Raw genomic sequence first — 17,024 nt, 5'->3', positions numbered from 1 at the left:
TTACTCCTTGCAGGCGATCACGCAGGCTCAATAGGCGATGCGGATATCACCGAAACCCAATGACGGCGCACTCTGCGCCCCGCTCTCTTCATCGAACAGCAGGCGGTGGATGCGCTGGGCGCTGTGCTGAAAATCCACACCGCCGAGGCTGTGCAGATCAAAGCGCTCACTGTTGATCTCAGCCCGCACGCGGCCCGGATGGGGCGACAGCAGCAGGATGCGGTTGCCGACGATCAGCGCCTCTTCAATCGAATGGGTGACGAACAGCAAGGTAAAGCGCACCTCTTGCCACAGTTGCAGCAGCTCCTCCTGCATCTTGCGGCGGGTCAGCGCATCCAGCGCGGCGAAGGGTTCATCCATCAGCAGAATCTTTGGCTGCATGGCCAGCGCCCGGGCAATCGCTACCCGCGCCTTCATGCCGCCCGAGAGCGTGTGCGGATAGGCATCGGCAAAGGCCGCCAGACCGACTTTCTCCAGATAGTGCAGCGCGCGCTCTTCCGCCTCTTTGCGTTTGAGCGTGCGCGAGGCCAACAGCGGGAACATCACGTTCTGCTTCACCGTCTTCCATGGCGGCAGTTGGTCAAACTCCTGAAACACAACAATGCGGTCCGGGCCGGGCTCGCGCACTTCGGCACCGTCCAGGCGAATCTGCCCGGCGACCGGCTGGATAAACCCGGCAACCGATTTGAGCAGTGTCGATTTGCCGCAACCGCTGGGGCCAAGCAGAACAAAGCGGTCGGCACGATCGACTTCAAAACTGACTTCGTGGGTGGCCCGCACCACTCGCTGGGCGGTGCGGTATTCAAGGCTGACCTGTTGCACCTGCAGCACAGGCTGCAGGGCTTCAGGTGCGAGTGTGCTGGCCGTGTGGCCTTGCAACAGGGCGTTCATGGATCAGCTTCCTTGTTTGATCGCAGCGTCTTCGAAGAAGTAGTCCTGCCAGGACGCCGGCTTGTTCTTGATCGCCCCTACGCGATGTAGGAACTCAGCCAGCGGGTAGGTGTTTTTCGGCGTAACGCTGAACTCAAAACGGTCGTTGTCGATGATCTTCAGCAGTTCCTCGCGGCTGATTTTGGCGCCGGTGACGCGGATGTAGGTGTCGGCTGCTGCGCCTTTATCCTTCTGGGCCAAATCGGCGGCTTCAGCCAGTGCGGCGACAAAGGCTTTGTAGGTTTTCGGGTTGTCTTTGCGGAACTTCTCGGTGGAATACAGCACGGTCGGCGAGTTCGGGCCGAGCAGCTCGTAGGTGTCCAGCACCACATGCACATCCGGATTTTTCAGGGCCTGATCCTGAAACGGCGGGTTGGAGAAATGGCCGTTCAGCTCGGTGCCACCGGAGAGCAGCGCGGCAGTGGCGTCCGGGTGCGGCAGCGCGACGGTGTATTTATCCAGGCGATTAAACTCCTTATCGCCCCACTGCTTGGCCGCCGCGTATTGCAGGAAGCGCGACTGGATGGACACGCCAACCGCTGGCAACGCGATGCGGTCTTTGTCGCTGATATCCGCGATGGTTTTGACATTGGGGTTGCTGCTCAGCAGGTAGTACGGGAAGTTGCCCAGCGAGGCCACGCCCTTGACGTTCTGGCGGCCGTGGGTGCGATCCCAAACAGTCAGCAGCGGGCCAATGCCGGCACCGGCAATATCAATGGAACCGGCCAGCAGTGCATCGTTAATCGCCGAGCCGCCGGAGAGTTGCAGCCAGTCGACTTTGATATCCAGCCCATCAGCCTTGCCGTGCTTTTCGATCAGCTGTTGATCGCGCACCACATTAAGCAGCAGGTAGACGATGCCGAACTGCTCGGCGATGCGAATCTCGCCTTCAGCCTGGGCAGTTGCGGGCACGGCTAAGGTTCCGGCCAACAGGCTAAGGCTCAGGCCAATACCGCTGGCCAAACGGGCAAAACGGGGGAAAAACGGAAAGCGTTTACCGAGAGACATGGTCATGCTCCATCAAAGTGTTTTTAATGTTTTGAGTCAGCGAATCAGAACGGCGCGTCGCCCTGAATCGTGGTGCGGTGCATATGGCGGCGCAGATGCTGCGGACAGCCAGCGGCCAGATGGATCAGTGCGCGGTTGTCCCAGAACAGCATGTCGTGGGGCTGCCACGTGTGCCGGTAGATAAACTCCGGCCGGGCGCTGTGGGCGAACAGTTCGCTGAGAATCTGCCGGCTTTCGTCAGCTGGAATATCCAGAATGTGCGTAGTGAAGTTCTCATTAACGAACAGGCCTTTGCGCCCTGTTTCCGGGTGCGTGCGCACCACCGGATGCACCACGGATTTCACCTCCGCCAGTTGCGCAGGCGTGAGCTTGGGGCGCTGCACACCGGCAAACACTTCATCGTCATAACGGGCGGTGTACGAGTGCGCGGCACGGCGACCTTCAATGGCCTTTTTCAGGTGTTCAGGCAGCGTTTCGTAAGCCAGTTGCTGGCTGGCGAACAAGGTATCGCCACCTTCTGACGGCAGCTCAATGGCGCGCAGCATGGAGCCCAGACTCGGCAGCTCTTTATAGGACAGGTCCGAGTGCCAGAACTTGCCCGCATCCGCCAGTCCTAACGGCTTACCGTCTTCCACCACGTTGGAAATGATGAAGATTTCCGGGTGCCCGGCGAGCAGAAATTGCTTGAGCACATGAATCTGCAACTCACCAAAACGGCGGCTGAAAGCGATCTGCTCTTGCGGGGTGATTTGCTGGTCACGGAACACCAACAGGCCGTGATCCAGATGAGCCTGATGGATGCGTTTGAAATCGCTGTCGTTCAGCGGCTGGGACAGATCAAGTCCGATGACCTCAGCACCCAGCGGCGCGTCGAATGGCCTTACCGAAAAACGCTGGGGTGCAGCGTCCGTTTGCAGAGAAGTGGCAACTGCCGACATAAGTGAACTCCATTTCGCGCACTGCGGCGCGTCACTGTGAAAACCGGGCTTAAGCCCTGTATCAAGTGCGGCGCGCCGATTGGTCGGCAGGTACGCATGGAGTCAATCTACAGATATAAAAAAATAAATTTAAATATCAATTAAGCATAAACATATGACGCAAATTTGATCAAAAGCCAGGCTGGTCTCCCTGCGAGACCAGCTTGAGTGACGCGGACTACCAACTGAACCGAACCCCCAAATTGCCGCCAAAGCCTTCCAGATCGTTACTATCCAGATTGGCGTTGTAGTCCACAGCCAGATGCACACTCACGCTGCTGGACAAGTGGGCCACCACCCCTAACTCAAGGGCGGCTGAGGTGGACTTGTGCTCGGTTTGCAGGCGGTCGACCGCGTCGTAGGTCACCGTATCCTGCCCCTCGAAGGTGTGCCAGAGGTTGGCTCGGATATACGGTTCAGTCAGCATGTCGCCCTGCAGGTAACGGCCACGGGCACGCACACCGGCACGTCCAATCCAATAGTCGTCTGAATCAAAGCCCACGCTGGAGATTCCGTCATGCTGGCTATCGAGATCGACGCGCTGGTTGATGATCTGGATCTGCGGTTCAAGCACCCAATGCTCAGAAACTTTCAGTGGGTAGCCCGCCTCAGCCGAAAGCGTCAGCACATCCCCTTCGGTATCCAGCCGTACACCGCGATCTGAACGAGCATGGCCGTCCACCCGAGTGGTCATCACTACCAAATCGAGATACGCCTCTTCGGCGGTAATGAACGTGGCATACGCACCGAAGCTGTCTCCTTCTACCTTGGCCTTGCCGGACTTGCGATCCATAAAGCCCCCGCTAAAGCCCTTGATGTCACCATCGAGACGGCTTTGCCCGAGGAAGAAGCCGTAGCGCTGACGCCAGCCATCTTCGTGCTCGGCTGAATACAGATCATGCCCGACCTGGTAGCCCTTGTTACTGCCATCAAAGCTCGGCGCAGCAGAGCCACTCCAGCTCTGGCGCAAATCTGAGGTGTAAGCACGCCCCCAGCCCGCAGCCAGCACACCCTTTTCAATCAGCAGACTTTGCTCGCCTTGCCGTTCATGGAATGTCCCGACTGTTTCCAATGCCAGCACTTGCGCTGCCGGAATCACCACGGAATACACCGGTACTTCCTGGCGATAAATTGGAATCGGCGCTTCACCCGGCTGAGGCACCGGTAATGAAGGCGTGCCTGGAGCCGGTTGCGGCACAACAGGTGGCGCTGGAGATCCCGGCTCGGTCAGCGGCGGCTCAGGCGCAGCCACCACGGTTGAGCGCAAATACCAGTTTTCTGCGGTCCCAGCACTCACCCCGCCTTTGAACAGGTAATAGTCATAGGCACCGGCAGAAACAGCCCCTTTCAGGGAGAACGCATCGGCTGTGGTACTGCCATTGTTGATGGCCTCAACCACCTGGATACCATCCGCCACCGTTGCTCCGCCCTGCCCGCCGAGATTGGTGACTTCAAGAGTGGTCTGCCCTGAAGCAGTGCCATTGGAAATAACCAAGCGGTCGCTTGCAGAATTGTCGTCACCGAGCACGCTGTTGAGCCTGATCAAGCCACCACTGCCGATATAGTTGCCGAATATCGACAGCCTGTTGCTGGCGTTCGCGGTGTGGGCCAGATCAATCGTGCCGGCATTGTTGACGGTCGCCAGCTGAGCGCCATCAAAAGGCATGACACTGCCCTGATCAACCAGCACTGAGCTATCTGTGCTCACTGAAAGGCTGCCGCTGCCAGTTCCCGCATCGCCCAAACTCAACGTTCCATTGAGCTGTAGGTTTGAGCCGTTGTTAAGTTCAATCGACTCCCAGTGGGTATAGCGGCCGGAGTTAGCTGAGGTGGTTGTGTTAAAGGTCAACCTGTCTGTGCCGAGACCACCATCCAAATTTGGCACCGCTGAAAGCAGCGATTCATTGAGGCCACTTAATAAGGCTGTGTCATCCCCTTCCCCCATTAAAATAGCTGACTTTATTTCACCACCACTCCAGGTAAAGCTGTCATTGCCGGCACTGGCGCGAATCTCCCCATCGACAACACCGCCACTGATGGTGATTGAATCATCACCGCCACTTACACTTATATTTCCCCCTACGCGGCCGTTGGAAATAATAATGGTGTCGTGGCCGAACCCCGTAACCAGATTGCCAATAATTTCACCGCCGGACATATCAAACAGGTTGTTATCCAGCTTCATATCAACCCGACCGATGGTTCCTCCCGTCATGCGAGCTGTATCACCGTCTTCAAATACCCCGGTAATAGTGCCGCCCGTCATTAGAAATGTATCGTGATTATCGCCCTGACTTAGGGAGTTAATGGTCCCGCCACTCATGACAAAATCATCAATGCCATTACCCTGATGCACACCTCCAGTAACAGTACCGCCACTAATAATGAAACGATCAGGCGAATCACCTTGATAGACCTCACCGAGAATGCTCCCCGAGTGCATCTCAATGGTGTCAACGCCTGCCCCGAAATTCACGCTGCCATCAATAACACCCGAGCCGGACTGGGGAAATATCAATGTGTTATTTCCGCCGGTGTCAGTTAAATCGCCTGAAAAAGTCCCGCTATCACATACATAACTGTTATCCCCGGCAGCAGGTATCAAATTGCAAGCAGCAATACTTTCTTGAGCAGCAAAGGTAAATATCGACAACACCCCCAAATGCCCAAGTTGTTTTTTTCCATATTTAATTATTGAGTCCATGCTCTGCCGTCCCTTATGTATACAGCTAAGAGACATCTAGTCCACGATCAGGGGGGATTCAAGGCAGCATCCCAAGCTTGCGCCGAGCGGTAAAAAACAGCATATAAAAGACAGGAACAGCCAACCTTTTATTTCAATAAAATATATTTAACAGTGCTTATTGACTGGTAATTTTAGTATGACGATCTATGCATAGACTCCGAGCAGCGCCCCTGTCAAATCACCAATTTCCAACACGCGCCTCAAGGTGCATAACGCCTCCATTCGACGTAAGCTGTAAGCCGCCTGCCAAATGCTGTCCTGAGCGCTCGCAATCGCACGCTGCGTTCAGGTGTTCTGTTTTCCGAGGACTTTGTAATGAGCAACCGCCAAGCCGAAATAGCCGCAGCACTGAACGTGGTGCCGCCTTTCGCCGATCAAGCTGCACTGATTGCACAAATCGAACTGCGCAAGACCTTCATCAAAAACTGCCTTAAGAATGCAGGCCTTAAGGTGCTGGTACTCGGTATCAGCGGTGGAGTCGACTCCCTGACAGCTGGGCGTCTGGCTCAAATCTGTGTTGAGGAGCTGCGCGCCGAAACCGGCGATAACGCTTACCGCTTTATTGCTGTGCGCCTGCCCCATGGCGTGCAGCACGATGAACATGATGCCCAGGCATCACTGCAATTTATTCGTGCAGACGAAGAGCGCACCGTCAACATTGCCGACAGTGTGCTTGGACTGGCCAAACAAGTCTCCGATCTGGAAGGACTGCCGGCAGGCCGCCGCGACTTTGTATTGGGCAACGTGAAGGCACGCATCCGCATGGTGGCGCAATTCACCATTGCCAACGCTCACAACGGTCTGGTGATCGGTACGGATCACGCGGCCGAAGCGGTGATGGGTTTTTTCACCAAGTTTGGCGACGGCGCTTGCGACCTTGCGCCCTTATCAGGTCTGGTTAAGCATCAGGTTCGCGCCATTGCCAAGCACCTCGGAGCGCCTGACGAACTGGTGTTCAAAGTGCCAACTGCTGATCTTGAAGAGCTGCGCCCCGGCAAGCCGGATGAAGAGGCCCACGGAGTCAGCTACGAACAGATCGATGCCTTCCTGCATGGCAAACCGGTCAGCGACGAAGCTTATGCCATCATCGTGCGCACCTACGACAACAGCCAACACAAGCGCGAGATGCCATTTGCGCCGTAATTGCTGAATCCGAGACAACAAAAAGCCGGGTTATACCCGGCTTTTTCGTATCAGCGCTGATCAGGCGCGCGGCAGGGTTACACCCAGCTGGCCCTGATACTTGCCGCCACGGTCCTTGTACGACACTTCACAGGCTTCGTCGGACTGCAGGAACAGCATCTGCGCCACCCCCTCGTTGGCGTAAATTTTCGCCGGCAACGTGGTGGTGTTGGAGAACTCCAGCGTCACATGACCTTCCCACTCAGGCTCAAGCGGGGTGACGTTAACGATGATGCCGCAACGCGCGTACGTGCTCTTGCCCAGGCAAATGGTCAGCACATCACGGGGAATACGGAAGAACTCAACGGTGCGAGCCAGAGCAAAAGAGTTCGGCGGAATGATGCAGACATCACTTTTAACGTCGACAAAGCTCTTCTCGTCAAAGTTCTTCGGATCGACCGTGGCCGAATTGATGTTGGTGAACACCTTGAATTCATCGGCGCAGCGTACGTCGTAGCCGTAGCTGGAAACACCGTAGGAAATCAGTCGCTCATTACCCTCAGTGCGCACCTGACGCTCTACAAAGGGCTCGATCATGCCGTGCTCAAGAGCCATACGGCGAATCCACTTATCCGATTTGATGCTCATGGCATGTGTCCTACTAACAAAGGCGAAGATGAAAAGTGCGGGCATCTTACCGGGGCTAGCCCTCCTGTTCAAAGGTCTGTTGCCCTATCGAAGGCTGAGATAGCACGCAACCTAACAAATGGTAATTATCAGAAAGATGCACAGATCATTCGCGCTTAACCATAAAAACGAGTATGGTGGTTGAACTGTGCTGCATGTGTCACCACGAATCGCTGCTTGATGCCTAGATTTCGATCAAACATCGTCCGACTCCTAGTACTCGTTGCACTCAGTCCCGGCCTGGGCTTTTCCAGGGCTGTATTTACTTTTTATTAGGAGACATTCACATGTCCAATCGTCAAACTGGCACCGTTAAGTGGTTCAACGATGAGAAAGGCTACGGCTTCATCACTCCGCAATCCGGTGACGACCTCTTCGTTCACTTCAAAGCTATCCAGAGCGATGGCTTCAAGAGCCTGAAAGAAGGCCAGCAAGTGACTTTCGTCGCTACCCGCGGCCAGAAAGGCATGCAAGCAGAAGAAGTTCAGGTTGTTTAATCTGAGCTTATCCGCTTGAAAAAAACCCGCTTCGGCGGGTTTTTTTCTGCCCGCAATTCCGCTCACCAGATACTGACCCAGATCAACAAAAGCAGATTGTCCGACAATTACCCTAACCTTCGAATGGCCGTCAGTGCCATAGCCAATCTACGCATAACCATAAAAAAAGCAGAGGCTAGACCATGGGGATTAGTATTGTTTGGTCCGACGAGTTTGCTACCGGTATCGATATCATCGACAGCCAGCATCAGCGTCTATTCACTTACTTCCAAGACATTGAGCAATGCATCACAGCGCAGGACATTGCCTCTGTCGAGCAGCTATGCCGGGGGTTGATTGACTACGCGGTCTCTCATAACTCTTTTGAGGAATCGCTGATGGAAAAGGCAGACTATCCGATGTTTGAGGCTCACCACAGAGTGCACGAGGCCTTCAAAAAGCGGGCGCACGGCTATTTGGAACGGATCGACAACGGTGCAGAACCCTTGAAAATTGCGCGGGAGATGCGAACCGACATTGGCCTCTGGTTGATTAACCACATCAAACATGAAGACCAACACTACACTCCCTACGTGAAGAAGAGTCTGGATAAAGGACTCGTCTCACGCATGCTCGGTAAGTTTTTCAAGTAAACGCCCGGCAACACACGCGCTGCCGGGCAAGCCACTCAGTCGTCACTCACTGATAAGCTCGGCATACCTACCGCCCCGGCTTGGGCGATTCGCGCCCCTACCGTGCGCGCGGTTTCTTGATAGATCATGGCGATCTGGCTTTCCGGATCGGCAATGGTTGTCGGTTTGCCGCCATCGGACTGCAGGCGGATCGCCATAGACAGCGGCAACGAGGCCAGCAGGTCAACACCGAACTGCGAAGCCAGCTTCTGGCCGCCCCCTTCACCGAACAGGTGCTCAGCATGACCGCAGTTGGAGCAGATGTGCACGGCCATGTTTTCCACCACGCCCAACACCGGAATGTTCACCTTACGGAACATCTCCACGCCTTTTTTCGCATCCAGCAGAGCCAGATCTTGAGGCGTGGTAACAATTACCGCACCGGACACTGGCACCTTCTGAGCCAATGTCAGCTGGATGTCGCCTGTTCCCGGCGGCATATCAACCACTAAATAATCCAGATTGTCCCAGGCAGTCTGGGTGATCAGCTGGATCAGCGCCCCCGAAACCATCGGCCCACGCCAGACCACTGGAGTGTTGTCATCGGTCAGGAAGGCCATAGACATGACCTCAACACCGTGGGCTTTGATCGGCACAAACCACTTCTGATCTTTCACCTGTGGCCGGGTGCCTTCCGGGATGCCAAACATAATGCCTTGGCTCGGGCCATAGATGTCCGCATCCAAAATACCAACCCGTGCTCCTTCGCGGGCCAGTGCCAATGCCAGATTGGCTGCAGTGGTGGATTTACCTACACCACCTTTACCGGACGCCACTGCAATCACATTTTTCACGTTGGTCAGCGCAGGAACCTGATCCTGCGCTTTGTGCGACTCAATCTCGCAGTCGACCTGCACCTCAGCCCGCTCGACGCCTTCCAGATTTTCCAGAGCCATTTGCAGCATTTGCGCCCAGCCGTTTTTAAACAGGCCGGCGGCATACCCCAAAACCAAGCGAACCTTAACCGCCGCTCCCTGAATCTCGACTTCGCGCAGACAACCGGCGCTGACCGGGTTCTGATTCAAATGGGGATCGGTGTACTGGGACAATGCGGCTTCGATGGCAGCGCGGGTAACAACACTCATGGATAACTCCGAAAGGCTGAGCAAATCAGGCGGATATAGTACCTCACAGCAGGCTAGACAAGCGCATGCGGCATACGCTCGCAGATGAACAGAATCGAACCATCAGTCCTATAGGCTTCATCTGCCGAAAGGTGAAAAAAATCCGCCGCACCTATATAGTTAGCGGCTTCCTGAGTTACCAGTGCAGCCGATTCCCATGACTGAAGCCCGCAAAATTCTTGTTACCAGCGCCCTGCCCTATGCCAACGGTTCGATTCACCTCGGCCATATGCTGGAGTATGTGCAAACCGATATGTGGGTGCGCTTCCAGAAACTGCGCGGCAACACCTGCACTTACGTCTGTGCCGACGACGCCCACGGCTCCGCGATCATGCTGCGCGCCGAAAAAGAAGGCATCACCCCAGAGCAACTGATTGCCAACGTACAGGCTGAACACAGCGCCGACTTCGCTGACTTCTTGGTGGATTTTGACAACTTCCACTCCACCCACTGCGAAGAAAACCGCGAGCTTTCCACGGCGATCTACCTGGCCCTGCGCGACAATGGCCATATCGCTACCCGTTCCGTCACCCAGTACTTTGACCCTGAAAAAGGCATGTTCCTGGCTGACCGTTTCATCAAAGGCACCTGCCCGAAATGTGCGGCGGAAGATCAGTACGGCGACAACTGCGAAAAATGCGGCGCCACTTACGAGCCGACCGAGCTGAAAAACCCACGTTCAGCCATTTCCGGCGCTGTGCCTGAGCTGCGCGACTCCAAGCACTTCTTCTTCAAGCTGCCTGACTTTGAGGCCATGCTGAAGCAATGGACCCGCAGCGGTGCCCTGCAAGACGCCGTCGCCAACAAGATTGCCGAATGGCTGGACAGCGGCCTGCAAGAGTGGGACATCTCCCGCGATGCGCCGTACTTCGGCTTTGAAATCCCGGACGAGCCGGGCAAATATTTCTACGTTTGGCTGGATGCGCCAGTTGGCTACATGGCCAGCTTCAAGAACCTCTGCGCCCGTCGTCCTGAGCTGGACTTCGACGAGTACTGGAAGAAAGACTCCAGCGCCGAGCTGTACCACTTTATCGGCAAAGACATCGTCAACTTCCACGCTCTGTTCTGGCCCGCCATGCTCGAAGGCGCAGGCTACCGCAAGCCAACCGCACTGAACGTGCACGGCTACCTGACCGTCAACGGCCAGAAGATGTCCAAATCCCGCGGCACCTTTATCAAGGCCCGCACCTATCTGGATCATCTGAACCCGGAATACCTGCGTTACTACTACGCCAGCAAGCTGGGCCGTGGTGTGGATGACTTGGACCTGAACCTCGAAGACTTCGTACAGAAGGTCAACTCTGATCTGGTCGGCAAAGTCGTCAACATCGCCAGCCGCTGCGCCGGTTTCATTCATAAAGGTAATAGCGGCGTGACTGCTGCGACAGATGCTGCGCCGGAACTGACCAAAGCCTTCAGCGAAGCGACTCCAAGCATCGCTGATGCCTACGAGAAGCGTGATTTCGCCCGCGCCATGCGTGAAATCATGGCCTTGGCTGACCAGGCCAACGCCTGGATCGCCGACAAAGCCCCGTGGGCACTGAACAAGGTTGAAGGCAAGCAGGCCGAAGTGCAGGAAATCTGCACCGCAGGCATCAACCTGTTCCGCCAGCTGGTGATTATGCTCAAGCCGGTTCTGCCAGTACTGAGCAAAGCCGCCGAGGAGTTCCTCAACGTCGCACCGCTGACCTGGGCTGACCTCGACAAGGGCCTGTACAACCACCAGCTGAACGCCTTTACCCCGCTGATGACCCGTATTGAACCCGCCAAGGTAGAAGCCATGGTTGAAGCCAGCAAAGAAGACCTCGCCGCTGAAGCGCCGAAACCGCAAGGCAACGGCGAACTGGTCAAAGACCCGCTGGCGGCCGAGATCACCTTCGACACCTTTGCAGCGGTTGATCTGCGTATTGCCCTGATCGAGAAGTGCGAATTCGTAGAAGGTGCAGACAAACTGCTGCGCCTGACACTCGACATCGGCGACGAGAAACGCAACGTCTTCAGCGGCATCAAGAGCGCCTACCCGGATCCAAGCAAGCTGGAAGGCCGCCTGACTCTGTACGTCGCCAACCTGGCCGCGCGCAAAATGAAGTTCGGCGTCTCCGAAGGCATGGTGCTGGCAGCAGGCCCAGGCGGCGAAGAAATCTACCTGCTAAGCCCGGACAGCGGCGCTAAACCAGGTCAGCGCGTTAAGTAAACGCCTTATCAGCGCAGCCGGCCTGCTCCGGTTGCGCTAGCCTTACTAACAGCCCAGACAAGCGGCTTCCTGCCGCTTGTCTGGAACTGTTGGCTTACCGATAATAAGCCCCCTTTTTCTACGGCCTTTGCCACCCCAGCGCGGAACCCGCAATGACCGAACTCGCCTTAATCATGGTCAGCGCCATCCTGGTCAACAACTTTGTGTTGGTCCAGTTCCTTGGCCTGTGCCCGTTCATGGGTGTTTCGAAAAAAATCGAAACTGCCATCGGCCTCTCACTGGCTACTACCTTTGTGCTGACCCTGGCCGCCATGTGCAGCTATCTGGTGCAGAAGTACATCCTGCAGCCGCTGGACATCGAATACCTGCGCACCATCAGCTTCATTCTGGTAATCGCCGTGGTGGTGCAGTTCACCGAAATGGTGGTGAACAAAACCAGCCCCCTACTCTATCGCGTGCTGGGGATCTTCCTGCCGCTGATCACCACCAACTGCATTGTGCTTGGCGTGGCCCTGCTTAACGCCAACAAGGCCGAGTTCACCTTTATCACGGCGACAGCCAACGGCTTTGCTGCTGGACTCGGCTTCTCGCTGGTTCTGGTGCTGTTTGCCGCTATGCGTGAACGCATTGCCATCGCGGATGTGCCCAAACCGTTCCAAGGCGCAGCCATCGGCATGATCACCGCCGGGCTGATGTCGCTGGCCTTTATGGGCTTTACCGGGTTGATCAAACTATGAGTGTGGTGCTCATCGCCGTTCTCGCATTGCTTGCGCTGTGCCTGGTGGCCGGAGCCATTCTCGGCTTCGCCGCCGTGCGCTTTCGAGTGGAAGGCAACCCGATTGCCGAACAGATCAACGCCCTGCTGCCACAAACCCAGTGCGGTCAGTGCGGCTATCCCGGCTGCAAGCCTTACGCCGAGGCGATTGCTGGTGGCGACAAGATCAACAAGTGCCCGCCTGGCGGCGAGGCGACCATTCAGGCTCTGGCCGATTTGCTGGATGTAGAGCCGGAGCCGCTGGACGCGGTTGAAGGCGAAAAGCCGCAAATGGTCGCCTATATCCGCGAGGCGGAATGCATCGGCTGCACCAAATGCATTCAGGCCTGCCCGGTGGATGCCATCGTCGGCGCAGCCAAACAGATGCATACCGTAATCGTCAGTGAGTGCACAGGCTGCGACCTGTGTGTGGAACCGTGCCCGGTGGACTGCATCGACATGCTGGAAGTGCCCTCCAGCGTACAAAACTGGAAATGGGATAAACCCCTGCCCGCCGGGCAGCTGATCGCCAGCGACCGGGAGCAGGCAGCATGACCGCCATGAATAATCCGAACGCACGCATCTGGGATATTCCCGGCGGCATTCACCCTGAAGAACGCAAAGAGCTGTCTAACCGCACACCGATTCAGCCTGCGCCGCAGGCTAAGCAACTGATACTGCCGCTCAACCAGCATATCGGTGCGCCTGCCGAGCCCGTTGTGGCTGTCGGCGAACGTGTGCTCAAAGGCCAGCAGATTGCCCGCGCCAACGGTTTTGTCAGCACCCCACTGCACGCACCAACTTCCGGCACGGTGTCCTTTATAGGCCCGCAGCCATACCCTCACGCCTCCGGCATGCTAACCAGCGCGATTGTTATCGACGCTGACGGCCTGGATGAATGGGCTGAACTGAATCCCTGCCCGGATTACCGTGCCCTTGAGCCTGCTGAACTGCTGGAGCGCATTCGCCAGGCCGGGATCAGTGGCATGGGCGGTGCGGGCTTCCCCACAGCGGTAAAGCTCAATGCCCGGCCAACCCAGAAGATTCATACCCTGATCATCAACGGTACCGAGTGCGAGCCCTACATCACCGCCGATGATGTGCTGATGCGAGAGCGCGCCGCCGAGCTGCTGTGCGGGGTCGATATCCTTGTGCACCTGATTCAGCCGGAACAGGTGCTGATCGGCATTGAGGACAATAAGCCCGAAGCCATCAGCGCCATCCGGGCAGCCATGGGCGAGCGCAGCTATGTGGTCAAAGTTTTCCCGACCAAATACCCGTCGGGCGGCGAGAAGCAGCTGATCCAAATTCTTACCGGGGTCGAAGTGCCATCCGGTGGCCTGCCTGCCGATATCGGCATGCTCTGCCAGAACGTCGGCACGTGCGTGGCCGTGCATGATGCGGTGATCCACGGCAAACCGCTGATCTCACGCATCACCACCCTGACCGGCGAAGCGCTTGAGCGTCCGATGAACGTCGAGGTGCTGCTCGGCACACCGGTGAGCAAACTGCTGCAATTTGCCGGGCTGAACGAGAAAAAACTGAACCGTCTGATTATGGGCGGCCCAATGATGGGCTTTACCCTGACCGACACAAGCGTGCCGGTGATCAAAACCACCAACTGCCTGTTGGCCAGCACCGCTGAAGAGCTGCCGCCACCACCTCCGGCGATGCCCTGCATCCGCTGTGGTGAGTGCGCCGAAGCCTGCCCGGCCAGCCTGCTGCCGCAACAACTGCACTTCTTTGCCATCGGTCAGGAGCACGAACAGCTCAAGGCGCACAACCTGTTCGACTGCATTGAATGCGGCGCCTGCGCCTACGTCTGCCCGTCTAGCATTCCGCTGGTACAGTACTACCGTGTGGCCAAGGCTGAAATCCGCGAGCTGGAACAGAAACAGCTCAAGGCCGAACACTCCAAGCAGCGCTTCGAACTGCGTCAGGAACGCCTGCGCCGCGCCGAGGAGCAGAAAGAAGCTGATCGCCAGGCCCGTGCCGCCCGCGCCGCCGCTGCCAAAGCAGCTCAGGCGCAAGCCCCGACAGCACCTGAAACCGCTGCCGCGCCTGCCAAACCGGGCCAGAGTGAAGAACAGAAGAAACTCAAGATCGAAGCCAGCATGGCTCAGGTCGCCCTGAAAAAGGCCGAGAAGCAATTAGCCGCCCACGACACACCGGAGTTGCAGGCCCAAGTAGAAACCCTGCGTCAGGCCGCTGCCGCTGCGCAACAAGCGCTGGATGCGGCAATGGCCAGCAATCCACCTGCTGCACCGGCCGTCGCACCAGCAGCGGATGATGCCGCGCTGAAAAAAGCCAAAATCGACGCCGCTATGCTGCGCGCCCAAGTACGCAAGCTGGAAAAGGTCGAAGAACCTGACGCCGAACAACAAGCCGAGCTGCAACAGCTGCGCAGCCAGCTGGAGGCCGCTGAAAAGCTGCTCGCCAGCCTGCAAACTCAAGCACCTGCACCGGCTAAAGCCGCACCCGCTGCCGACGATGCCGCGCTGAAAAAAGCCAAGATCGACGCTGCCATGCTCAAAGCTCAGCTGCGTAAGCTGGAGAAAGTCGAAGAGCCTAGCGCCGAGCAACAAGCTGAGCTGCAACAACTGCGCAGCCAGCTGGAAGCAGCTGAGAAGTTGCTCGCCAGCCTGCAAACTCAAGCACCTGCACCGGCCAAAGTAGCACCCGCCGCCGACGATGCTGAGTTGAAAAAGGCCAAGATCGACGCTGCCATGCTCAAGGCTCAGTTGCGCAAGCTGGAGAAAGTCGAGGAACCGACCACTGAGCAGCAAGCAGAACTGCAACAGCTACGCACCCAGTTAGAGGCTGCGGAGAAACGGCTGGCCGATTTGCAAAACCAGGCTCCAGCAGCCGAGAAGCCTCAGCCCACAGAAGGCGAAAGCAATCTGAAGAAAGCCAAGGTCGAGCTGGCGATGCGCCGCGCCGAGCTGAAAAAGGCCGAAAAAGCCGGTGCCGATGAAGACACGCTGGCAGCGTTACAGCAAGCGCTGGCAGACGCTGAAAAAGCCCTGCATGTGGCAGAAGACGCCTCCGGCAAACCAGCCCCCGAACTGGTGCGTACCGACAAGAAACCGATCGACGAAGCCACCCGCGCACTGAAGACCGAAGTGGCCTTCGCCCGCGCCGATCTACGCAGGCTCGAACGCGAAGCCGCAAGCCCGGTCGAGGCAGTTGAAGCTGCCAAGGCGCGTCTGAACGAAGCCGAACGCAAACTACAGGAGCACACAGGCGGCCTTTAAGGCGGCCTGTGTCAGAACCGGAGCATCCATGGCCCTGCCCCGCATCACATCGCCCCACGCCAAGGGCAAAAACCGAACACAGCTTGTCATGCTGCAGGTGCTGCTAGCCACTGTGCCCGCCATCATCGCCCTGACCTGGCTGTTCGGCATTGGCACATTGATCAACCTGCTGCTGGCCAGCCTCTTCGCGCTGGGCTTTGAGGCGGCCATCCTGCACCTACGCAAGCGCCCGGTGCTGTTCTTCCTCAAGGACTACAGCGTCATCGTCACTGCGGTACTGCTGGCACTGGCGCTGCCGCCCTACTCGCCCTGGTGGCTGACCTTAGTCGCCACGGGTTTTGCCGTTGTATTTGGCAAGCAACTGTTCGGCGGTCTCGGGCAAAACCCGTTCAACCCGGCCATGCTCGGTTACGTCGTGGTGCTGGTTTCCTTTCCGGTAGAAATGACCAGTTGGCCCGCCCCGCACAGCGTCGGCATGCTCGAAGGCCTGCAACAGATTCTCGGCATCGCAGCCCTGCCCGATGGCTGGGCGCAGGCTACCGCACTGGATGTGCTGAAAACCAACAAGAGCCTGACCGTCGATGAGCTATGGGCACAGAACCCTGCGTTCGGTCATTTCGGTGGTAACGCCGTAGAAATCATCAACTTGGCCTTCTTACTAGGCGGCCTGTACCTGCTGCGCAAGCGCCTGTTCACCTGGCACGCCCCGGTCGGCATGCTGGCGGCACTGGTCGTCATGAGCCTGTTGTTCTGGAACGGTTCCGGCTCGGATTCCCACGGCTCGCCGCTGTTTCACCTGTTTACCGGCGCAACCATGCTCGGTGCGTTCTTTATCGTCACTGACCCGGTCAGTGGCGCAACCAGCAACCTCGGCCGCCTGATCTTCGGCATCGGCGTTGGTGTTCTGGTCTATGTGATCCGTGCCTGGGGCGGCTACCCGGACGGCGTAGCGTTCGCCGTGTTGCTGATGAACCTCTGCGCCCCCACCATCGACTACTACACCCGGCCGCGCAGTTACGGCCACAGTAAGCCGACTCGCGGCTTCAAGCTGGGGGATTAA

Annotated in this window: 14 protein-coding genes; 8 read left to right on the top strand and 6 right to left on the bottom strand. The window is 57.3% G+C overall.

The features are described 5' to 3' along the window. Positions 1 to 27 precede the first annotated feature (27 nt). The 4 genes from AO726_RS12540 to AO726_RS12525 all read right to left on the bottom strand — a co-directional run bounded on the left by AO726_RS12540 (position 28) and on the right by AO726_RS12525 (position 5,391). Positions 28 to 891, bottom strand: a complete 864-nt coding sequence (locus tag AO726_RS12540) for an ABC transporter ATP-binding protein (RefSeq protein ID WP_058068406.1) — start codon at positions 889 to 891, stop codon at positions 28 to 30. 3 nt (positions 892 to 894) lie between these two features. Beyond that, a complete protein-coding gene (locus AO726_RS12535) occupies positions 895 to 1,938 on the bottom strand; it encodes an ABC transporter substrate-binding protein (RefSeq protein WP_058068405.1) in 1,044 nt (347 codons plus the stop codon). 44 nt (positions 1,939 to 1,982) lie between these two features. Beyond that, positions 1,983 to 2,876: a TauD/TfdA dioxygenase family protein gene (locus tag AO726_RS12530; protein WP_058068404.1), complete on the bottom strand. Its 894-nt coding sequence runs from the start codon at positions 2,874 to 2,876 to the stop codon at positions 1,983 to 1,985. Positions 2,877 to 3,093: 217 nt separating this feature from the next. Next, on the bottom strand, positions 3,094 to 5,391 hold the full coding sequence (locus AO726_RS12525) for an autotransporter family protein (protein ID WP_241492104.1): 2,298 nt from the start codon (positions 5,389 to 5,391) through the stop codon (positions 3,094 to 3,096). Positions 5,392 to 5,976: 585 nt separating this feature from the next. On the opposite strand from AO726_RS12525, the gene nadE reads away from it, so the two are divergent. Next, on the top strand, positions 5,977 to 6,804 hold the full coding sequence (nadE, locus tag AO726_RS12520) for an ammonia-dependent NAD(+) synthetase (RefSeq protein WP_058068403.1): 828 nt from the start codon (positions 5,977 to 5,979) through the stop codon (positions 6,802 to 6,804). A gap of 60 nt (positions 6,805 to 6,864) precedes the next feature. Here the strand turns inward: nadE and dcd are convergent, their stop codons facing one another. Then, positions 6,865 to 7,431, bottom strand: coding sequence for a dCTP deaminase (gene dcd / locus AO726_RS12515; protein WP_058068402.1), 567 nt, complete (start codon positions 7,429 to 7,431; stop codon positions 6,865 to 6,867). Positions 7,432 to 7,757: 326 nt separating this feature from the next. On the opposite strand from dcd, the gene AO726_RS12510 reads away from it, so the two are divergent. Further along, positions 7,758 to 7,967, top strand: a complete 210-nt coding sequence (locus AO726_RS12510; protein ID WP_004423761.1) for a cold-shock protein — start codon at positions 7,758 to 7,760, stop codon at positions 7,965 to 7,967. Positions 7,968 to 8,149: 182 nt separating this feature from the next. Beyond that, positions 8,150 to 8,599 carry a bacteriohemerythrin gene (locus AO726_RS12505; RefSeq protein WP_058068401.1) on the top strand — a complete coding sequence of 150 codons (450 nt, stop codon included), beginning with the start codon at positions 8,150 to 8,152 and terminating at the stop codon, positions 8,597 to 8,599. 35 nt (positions 8,600 to 8,634) lie between these two features. Here AO726_RS12505 and apbC read toward each other — a convergent pair whose 3' ends face one another. Beyond that, on the bottom strand, positions 8,635 to 9,723 hold the full coding sequence (apbC, locus tag AO726_RS12500) for an iron-sulfur cluster carrier protein ApbC (RefSeq protein ID WP_058068400.1): 1,089 nt from the start codon (positions 9,721 to 9,723) through the stop codon (positions 8,635 to 8,637). A gap of 196 nt (positions 9,724 to 9,919) precedes the next feature. Here apbC and metG point away from each other — a divergent pair, with 196 nt between their 5' ends. The 5 genes from metG (at position 9,920) to AO726_RS12475 (ending at position 17,024) form a co-directional block, all read left to right on the top strand. Beyond that, positions 9,920 to 11,956 carry a methionine--tRNA ligase gene (gene metG, locus AO726_RS12495; protein ID WP_058068399.1) on the top strand — a complete coding sequence of 679 codons (2,037 nt, stop codon included), beginning with the start codon at positions 9,920 to 9,922 and terminating at the stop codon, positions 11,954 to 11,956. Between the two features lie 152 nt (positions 11,957 to 12,108). After that, complete coding sequence (gene rsxA / locus AO726_RS12490) at positions 12,109 to 12,693, top strand: electron transport complex subunit RsxA (protein WP_058068398.1); 585 nt, start codon at positions 12,109 to 12,111, stop codon at positions 12,691 to 12,693. Next, a complete protein-coding gene (rsxB, locus tag AO726_RS12485) occupies positions 12,690 to 13,265 on the top strand; it encodes an electron transport complex subunit RsxB (protein ID WP_058068397.1) in 576 nt (191 codons plus the stop codon). Before rsxA ends, rsxB begins: the two co-directional genes overlap by 4 nt. Further along, positions 13,262 to 15,964 carry an electron transport complex subunit RsxC gene (gene rsxC, locus AO726_RS12480; protein ID WP_058068396.1) on the top strand — a complete coding sequence of 901 codons (2,703 nt, stop codon included), beginning with the start codon at positions 13,262 to 13,264 and terminating at the stop codon, positions 15,962 to 15,964. Before rsxB ends, rsxC begins: the two co-directional genes overlap by 4 nt. Before the next feature lie 28 nt (positions 15,965 to 15,992). Next, positions 15,993 to 17,024: an RnfABCDGE type electron transport complex subunit D gene (locus AO726_RS12475; protein ID WP_058068395.1), complete on the top strand. Its 1,032-nt coding sequence runs from the start codon at positions 15,993 to 15,995 to the stop codon at positions 17,022 to 17,024.

It is taken from the genome of Pseudomonas sp. TTU2014-080ASC, assembly GCF_001446935.1.
GTDB lineage: Bacteria > Pseudomonadota > Gammaproteobacteria > Pseudomonadales > Pseudomonadaceae > Aquipseudomonas.
This window is presented reverse-complemented; position numbering and strand designations above follow the sequence as displayed.

What these genes read in the sequence shown, in the direction of transcription:
- AO726_RS12540 (WP_058068406.1), bottom strand. Translation starts at nt 891, where the DNA reads ATGAACGCCCTGTTGCAAGGCCACACGGCCAGCACACTCGCACCTGAA.
- AO726_RS12535 (WP_058068405.1), bottom strand. Translation starts at nt 1,938, where the DNA reads ATGTCTCTCGGTAAACGCTTTCCGTTTTTCCCCCGTTTTGCCCGTTTG.
- AO726_RS12530 (WP_058068404.1), bottom strand. Translation starts at nt 2,876, where the DNA reads ATGTCGGCAGTTGCCACTTCTCTGCAAACGGACGCTGCACCCCAGCGT.
- nadE (WP_058068403.1), top strand. Translation starts at nt 5,977, where the DNA reads ATGAGCAACCGCCAAGCCGAAATAGCCGCAGCACTGAACGTGGTGCCG.
- dcd (WP_058068402.1), bottom strand. Translation starts at nt 7,431, where the DNA reads ATGAGCATCAAATCGGATAAGTGGATTCGCCGTATGGCTCTTGAGCAC.
- AO726_RS12510 (WP_004423761.1), top strand. Translation starts at nt 7,758, where the DNA reads ATGTCCAATCGTCAAACTGGCACCGTTAAGTGGTTCAACGATGAGAAA.
- AO726_RS12505 (WP_058068401.1), top strand. Translation starts at nt 8,150, where the DNA reads ATGGGGATTAGTATTGTTTGGTCCGACGAGTTTGCTACCGGTATCGAT.
- apbC (WP_058068400.1), bottom strand. Translation starts at nt 9,723, where the DNA reads ATGAGTGTTGTTACCCGCGCTGCCATCGAAGCCGCATTGTCCCAGTAC.
- metG (WP_058068399.1), top strand. Translation starts at nt 9,920, where the DNA reads ATGACTGAAGCCCGCAAAATTCTTGTTACCAGCGCCCTGCCCTATGCC.
- rsxA (WP_058068398.1), top strand. Translation starts at nt 12,109, where the DNA reads ATGACCGAACTCGCCTTAATCATGGTCAGCGCCATCCTGGTCAACAAC.
- rsxB (WP_058068397.1), top strand. Translation starts at nt 12,690, where the DNA reads ATGAGTGTGGTGCTCATCGCCGTTCTCGCATTGCTTGCGCTGTGCCTG.
- rsxC (WP_058068396.1), top strand. Translation starts at nt 13,262, where the DNA reads ATGACCGCCATGAATAATCCGAACGCACGCATCTGGGATATTCCCGGC.
- AO726_RS12475 (WP_058068395.1), top strand. Translation starts at nt 15,993, where the DNA reads ATGGCCCTGCCCCGCATCACATCGCCCCACGCCAAGGGCAAAAACCGA.